Raw genomic sequence first — 6,277 nt, 5'->3', positions numbered from 1 at the left:
TTCTCCCACGCTCGTCGATCGGCTGCCGCAGCCCGGTACTGCGTAGGTCCACCGTTACGGGCGATCTCCCGCGAGACAGAGGAAGCAGACCGGCGCAGGCGAGTCGCGATAGCGCGCGCGGAATCACCGGCCGCGAGTCCGCGGGAGATTTCCTCTCGTTCAGTGAGCGACAGTCTCAGCGGTGCCCGTGAACGCGCTGCCGGGCGGATCCCGCCGGTCACTGCCAGGAGCCGACGCACCGCCTCACGGTTGCAGCACACAGCCCGGGCGATAACCCGGACCGGCTCGCCCGCGCGCCATCGTTCCCATACCGCGTCCTGCTGTTCGAGACTCAACACCATGCCCGGGCCTCCTCGCCGATCTATCCGCATGCTTCCACCACTGGGTGGTGCGTTGACCGGTTGAGACCGCCACCCTTTATGGTTCACGCGTTCTCTCCTGTCGAGAGGGGTGCCTCTCGGCGCATAGAGTCGGGTGATGCACCTCAACGACATGGCCATTCGCGTAGAGAAGATGTCCGCCCAATATGCCGGTATCCACGGCATTGACCGGTCACCCGAGTGGGCTCTGCTCAAACTGACCGAGGAAGTTGGCGAGCTGGCCCAGGCTCATCTCACCGCGACGGGCCAGTCCAAGGATCGAGGCTTGGAGGCTGCACAGCAGCGCCAGATTCTTGCCGAGGAGCTTGGGGACGTGATCGGCATGTGCCTGGTGTATGCGCAGCAGCGGGGCATCGATCCAGAAGATGCTGTCGCACAGAAGTGGTTTCAACATGAGAGGGGCTGATCCCGACCGGTCCCGTTCGGGGGTCGCTTCGTCTCTGTTGCCCTACTCCGTGCCGCGATGGACCGCTTATGGCACGGGCGATAGTCGGCGGTCGCGAGCGAGTAGGACCGTCACGATGAGCAGGAGACTGAGAACTGGGGCGATCGCGAAGTAGCCCGCTTGCGCTGACCGCTCATCGACCAGCTAGCCGATGAGCGGAGCAGCAACAGGGGTGCCTAGATTGCCGGGGGAGAGATTCATTCGGCTGAGCATTGTTCTCAGGGTTCTGCGTCAGTGCCGGATGAGGCGCGGGCCCGGGACGCACCTCACGGTCGATGCCTACTACGTGAGTCCGTGGCGCGCCGAAGCCTCGAGTTCTATATAGCTAAGTTGAAGCTTCGAGGCTATCGTCGTGCCATGTCCGTCGATGAGCTGTCTGCGAGTGCCCAGAACTATCTGAAGGCGATCTGGGGGTTGTCCGAGTGGAGTGACGAGCCAGTGACGTTGAAGCTCATCGCGCAGCGGACCGGTGTTGCCCTGTCGTCCGCTTCGGATGCGGTGCGGAAACTGACTGAGCAGGGTCTTCTGTCTCACGCGAGGTTTGGCTCGGTCGAGTTGACGGAGGTCGGTCGTTCGTACGCGCTGGTGATGGTGCGGCGGCATCGCTTGATCGAGACGTTTCTGGTGGAGACCCTCGGGTATCGGTGGGACGAGGTCCACGAGGAGGCCGAGCAGCTCGAGCACGCCGTCTCGGACTTGATGGTGGAGAGGATCGATGACGTTCTGGGTCGCCCCCGGCGTGACCCGCACGGTGATCCAATCCCTGCAGCGGACGGAACAGTGACCGTGCCTGATGCGCGGCGTCTCACCGACGTCGGAGCGGAGGGCAGGTTTGTGGTCGAGCGGATCTCGGACACGGACCCGGCGATGTTGCAGTTCTTCGAGTCCCAGGGCATCGGAGTCGGGGCCACGCTTGTGGTCGCGGCGGGAGCGCCGTTCTCCGATGCGCTGGAAGTTCGTTCTGGAGAAGTGGGCTCGCCAACGTTGCTGGGACGCTCTGCGACAGATGCCCTCTACGTCTCTGCGGGGCCTACCTGATCCTCACGCCGGCGAGCCGTATCGCGTCGATACCGGCGAGCTCCGACCTTCTTGCTGAGCAGGCCGTGCTTGGGACTGATGAGGTAGACGAGTGCGAAGGCGCATCCCTGGGTGAGGACGACGAGGCCGCCGGGTGAGGCGTCGACCCAGTAGCTGATGTAGATCCCGACCACGGAACAGAGTGACGAGAGGGCCGGCGCGATCACGAGCATCCGCCCGAAGCGGTCGGTGAGCAGATAGGCCGTCGCTCCGGGAATGATGAGCATCGCGACGACGAGCACCACTCCCACGACCTGGAGAGCGGCAACTGCGGTCAGCGCCAGAAGACCCAGCAGCAGCGCGCCGAGGAATCGGGGAGACAGGCCGATCGCGTGGGCGTGTGTCGGGTCGAAGGCGTAGAGCGTGAGGTCGCGGCGTTTGAACACCAGGGTGACAAGAGCCACGGTAGCCAGGATCGCGATCTGGACGAGGTCTGCGCGGGAGACGCCGAGGATGTTGCCGAAGATGATGTGGTTGAGGTCGGTCTGGCTGGGTGTGACCGAGATCAGAACCAGCCCGAGGGCGAAGAGAGTGGTGAAGACGATGCCGATGGCGGCGTCCTCCTTCACGCGGCTCGTCCCGCGGACGAGCCCGATCATGCCGACCGCCAGGAACCCGAAGACGACCGCGCCGATGGCGAACGGGACACCGAGGATGTAGGCAATGACGACTCCGGGGAGGACGGCGTGAGAGACGGCGTCCCCCATGAGCGACCAGCCGATGAGCACCAGCCAGCACGACAGCAGTGCGCACACCACGGCAGCGATCACGGTCGTGACGAGCGCACGGGTCATGAAGTCGTAGGAGAGCGGCTCGAGGAGCCAGTCGAGCGGGGTCATGCGGCACCCTCCTGCTGCAGAACGTCCAGGCCGAAGGCGAGAGCGAGCCTCTCGGGTGTGAGGGCCTCTTTCACCGGGCCGTGGAAGAGGATGGTTCGCAGCAGCAGCACGGCGTCGTCGGCGAGCTGCGGCAGAGCATGGAGGTCGTGGGTGGAGACCAGGACGGTACGGCCGTCGTCAGCGAGTGCGCGGAGAAGATCGACGATGGTGGCTTCGCTGCGCTTGTCCACGCCGGCGAAGGGCTCATCCAGCAGCATGATCCGTGCGTCCTGGGCGATCCCGCGGGCGACGAAGGCGCGCTTCTTCTGCCCGCCGGAGAGCTGGCCGATCTGTCGATCGGCGTACTCCGTGAGCTCCACCCTCTCCAAGGCTTCGTCCACAGCGATGCGGTCAGCGGGCCGAACTCGGCGCGTGGCGCCCTGGTGGCCGTACCTTCCCATCATCACGACGTCTCGGACAGAGACGGGGAAAGCCCAGTCGACGTCCTCGCTCTGGGGGACGTAGCCGACGAGTCCTCGCCGCCTGGCCGGCGCCGGCTGCGCGCCATTCAGCAGGACGCTGCCTGCGTCAGGCCGGACCATGCCGGTGATCGCCTTGAACAAGGTGGACTTCCCGGAGCCGTTCATTCCGATCAACCCCGTCACCGCACCCGCCCGCACCGCAACAGATACGTCGTCGAGGGCGAGTACATCGCCGTAGCGGACGGTGACACCTTTGACATCGATCGCCGCTGTCGTCATGAGTCCTCTCCGGTGAGTCCCGCAGTGATGGTGTCCGCATCGTGGCGGATCAGATCCAGGTACGTGGGCACCGGGCCGCCTTCCTCGGAGAGCGAGTCCACGAACAGCGTTCCTCCGAAGCGTGCATTCGTAGCACCCACAACCTGCTGCATGGGGTCGTCGGAGACCGTCGACTCGCAGAACACGGCGGGGACCTCGTTCTCGTCGACGAACTCGATCGCGGAGGTGATCTGCTGCGGGGTCGCCTGCTGCTCGGCGTTGACGGGCCAGATGTACTTCTCGGTCAGCCCGGCATCTCGGGCGAGGTAGGAGAATGCGCCCTCGCAGGTCACCAGCGCTCTCTGGCTGGTCGGAAGACTTTCGAGCTCGCCCGTCAGGTCATCTTGGACCTGCTGGAGCTGCTGCTTGTAGGTCTCCCCGTTCCTCTCGTAGTCCTCAGCGTGTTCCGGGTCGAGATCGCTGAACGCCGCGACCATGTTGTCGACGTACACCTGCACGTTCTTCGGGCTCATCCAGGCGTGCGGGTTGGGCTTGCCCGCGTAGGCGTCCCCCGCGATGTCGATGGGATCGATCCCCTCCGAGACCACGACATGAGGCACATCGACTTCCTCGACGAACTGGCCGAACCACACCTCCAGGTTCAAGCCGTTGTCCAGGATCAGGTCGGCATCCGAGGCCTTCCGGATGTCTCCCGGCGTCGGCTCGTACCCGTGGATCTCCGCGCCAGGCTTCGTGATCGACTCGACCACGAGGTGGTCGCCCGCAACATTCTCCGCGATGTCCTCCAGCACGGTGAACGTCGTCAACACCACCGGCTTCTCTCCGTCGTCGGCAGCATCCGGCCTGGCTCCAGCGGAGCAGCCGGTGAGCACCAGCGCCGCACTCGCAACGACTGCGCCGAGCGCAGCCTTCCATCGTCCTCGCATGTGCATCGGCGACCTCTCTTCGTTCACGGCCACAGGCGTGGCCACTTCCGGACCCTCAAATCGTATGGTTCGGTATGCCGAAGTTACAAACCCGGCGTGGCGTATGGTCGAGGGCTGCCAGGACTGATATCACTACATGTGTCACCCCCGCGGAGTGCAGACCCAACATCTAGTAGTTCGAGGTCAGTCGGATGGGACGACGACGAAGGAGGGATCGATGACGGCAGGCATCGAGCGCGCAGCACCGGGACTCGGAACACGTGACCTGACGCCACAGGAGTCAGCAGATCTCGTGTTCTTCTCCAGCGTCTCCGAGAACACGCTGCGCTTCGTGGAGAGGCTGGGGCGGCCTGCGGTGCGGATCCCGCTCCGCCCCCGTGTCGAGGGGATGGTCCGCGTGTGCCGCCCCTTCGTTCTGGTGGTCCCCACCTACGGCGGCGGCGAGCAGGCCGGGGCCGTGCCGAAGCAGGTCATCGCCTTCCTCAACGATCCCGCCAACCGTGCGCTGCTGCGCGGGGTGATCACCGCAGGCAACACCAACTTCGGCGAGCACTACTGCCTCGCCGGCCCAGTCATCTCCCGAAAGTGCGGTGTCCCAGAGCTCTATCGCTTCGAACTCCTGGGCACCCAGCGCGATATTGAGTGCGTGAACGAAGGGCTCGACCTGTTCTGGCAACGGACAGCCACGACGAACGACAAGAACAACGAACAGAGGAGAACAGCATGACCGCCACAACAGCCGTAGAAGGCTCCATCACCCCTCCGGCATACCGACACGACCCCAGCGCACCGCTGCGTCCGATCAACTGGAACCGCGTGAGCGACGAGAAGGACCTCGAGATCTGGAACCGCCTGACCGCGAACTTCTGGCTGCCCGAGAAGGTGCCCCTGTCCAACGACCACCAGGCCTGGCAAGCACTCGCGCCCCATGAACGAACCCTCACCATGCGAGTCTTCACCGGCCTTACCATGCTCGACACCGTGCAGGCCACCGTCGGGGAGATCTGCCAGATCCAGGACGCCCGCACAGAGCACGAGGAAGCCGTCTACACCAACATCGCCTTCATGCAGTCCGTCCACGCCCGCTCGTACTCCTCGGTGTTCTCGACCCTGACCAGTACCCGAGAGATCGATGAGGCCTACCGCTGGGCGATCGGAAACGACCTGCTTCAAGCGCGATGCAAGAAGGTGCTCCAGTACTACTACGGGCCCGACCCGTTAAAGCGGAAGGTGTCCTCCACCCTGCTCTCCAGCCTTCTGCTCTACGCCGGCTTCTACCTGCCGCTGCACTTCTCCGTGCACGCCACCCTGACCAACACCGCCGACATGATCCGACTCATCCTGCGCGACAAGGCCGTGCACGGCTACTACTCGGGCTACAAGTACCAGCGCGGCCTCGAGGCTCACCCCAACCGCCGCGACGAGATGAAGGAGTTCACGTACACCCTGCTCGAAGAGCTCTACGACCTTGAGCTCGACTACTCAGGCGAGCTCTACGAACCCCTCGGCCTGATGGGCGACGTCGCCGCCTTCGTGCGCTACAACGCGAACAAATCCCTCATGAACCTCGGCTACCCGGCACGGTTCACCGCCGAGGAGACGTCAGTCAGCCCAGAGATCCTCGCCGCCCTCGCCCCCAGCGCCGACGAGAACCACGACTTCTTCAGCGGAAGCGGATCGTCGTACATCATCGGCAAGGCCGAGCACACCAGCGACGACGACTGGGACTTCTAGGCACGCAGACTCACCTGTCGGACGCGAAGCGGTACCGCGCATGCCCCGGATCGCTACGACCCGGGGCAAGCACTCAGCGCAGACCGTGCTGCGACAGACCTGAACCCGTCCGCAGGTCTGCCGCAACGGCTCGCCT

The 6,277-nt window shown here is 64.6% G+C and carries 8 protein-coding genes; 4 read left to right on the top strand and 4 right to left on the bottom strand.

From position 1 onward, the window contains the following. On the bottom strand, positions 1-341 hold a 341-nt coding region (locus tag ACT3T9_RS18235; protein WP_444601474.1), incomplete at its 3' end, for a helix-turn-helix domain-containing protein. A 136-nt stretch (positions 342-477) separates the two neighbouring features. Between ACT3T9_RS18235 and ACT3T9_RS18230 the strand changes: the two genes are divergently transcribed. Then, positions 478-786, top strand: a complete 309-nt coding sequence (locus tag ACT3T9_RS18230; protein WP_444592690.1) for a MazG nucleotide pyrophosphohydrolase domain-containing protein — start codon at positions 478-480, stop codon at positions 784-786. 396 nt (positions 787-1,182) lie between these two features. After that, positions 1,183-1,863: a metal-dependent transcriptional regulator gene (locus ACT3T9_RS18225; RefSeq protein WP_444607241.1), complete on the top strand. Its 681-nt coding sequence runs from the start codon at positions 1,183-1,185 to the stop codon at positions 1,861-1,863. Here the strand turns inward: ACT3T9_RS18225 and ACT3T9_RS18220 are convergent. The 3 genes from ACT3T9_RS18220 to ACT3T9_RS18210 are packed head-to-tail and all read right to left on the bottom strand — an operon-like array spanning position 1,839 to position 4,407. Next, the gene (locus ACT3T9_RS18220) at positions 1,839-2,741 is read right to left on the bottom strand and encodes a metal ABC transporter permease (RefSeq protein WP_193866803.1); all 903 of its coding nucleotides are present in this window, start codon (positions 2,739-2,741) and stop codon (positions 1,839-1,841) included. The genes ACT3T9_RS18225 and ACT3T9_RS18220 overlap by 25 nt on opposite strands. Beyond that, on the bottom strand, positions 2,738-3,481 hold the full coding sequence (locus ACT3T9_RS18215; protein WP_102237453.1) for a metal ABC transporter ATP-binding protein: 744 nt from the start codon (positions 3,479-3,481) through the stop codon (positions 2,738-2,740). The genes ACT3T9_RS18220 and ACT3T9_RS18215 overlap by 4 nt, the downstream gene beginning before the upstream one ends. Next, the gene (locus ACT3T9_RS18210) at positions 3,478-4,407 is read right to left on the bottom strand and encodes a metal ABC transporter substrate-binding protein (RefSeq protein WP_199173956.1); all 930 of its coding nucleotides are present in this window, start codon (positions 4,405-4,407) and stop codon (positions 3,478-3,480) included. The genes ACT3T9_RS18215 and ACT3T9_RS18210 overlap by 4 nt, the downstream gene beginning before the upstream one ends. Before the next feature lie 217 nt (positions 4,408-4,624). Between ACT3T9_RS18210 and nrdI the strand changes: the two genes are divergently transcribed. Both nrdI and nrdF read left to right on the top strand, forming a co-directional pair. After that, complete coding sequence (gene nrdI / locus ACT3T9_RS18205; protein ID WP_106505696.1) at positions 4,625-5,134, top strand: class Ib ribonucleoside-diphosphate reductase assembly flavoprotein NrdI; 510 nt, start codon at positions 4,625-4,627, stop codon at positions 5,132-5,134. Further along, on the top strand, positions 5,131-6,141 hold the full coding sequence (nrdF, locus tag ACT3T9_RS18200; protein WP_102237450.1) for a class 1b ribonucleoside-diphosphate reductase subunit beta: 1,011 nt from the start codon (positions 5,131-5,133) through the stop codon (positions 6,139-6,141). The genes nrdI and nrdF overlap by 4 nt, the downstream gene beginning before the upstream one ends. The last annotated feature ends 136 nt before the right edge of the window (positions 6,142-6,277 follow it).

Origin of the sequence: Brachybacterium sp. AOP29-B2-41 (genome assembly GCF_052378395.1) — a bacterium.
In the GTDB taxonomy this organism is placed as follows: Bacteria; Actinomycetota; Actinomycetes; order Actinomycetales; family Dermabacteraceae; genus Brachybacterium.
Note: the sequence above shows the minus strand (reverse complement) of the source record. Positions and strands in the feature narration are given on the sequence as shown.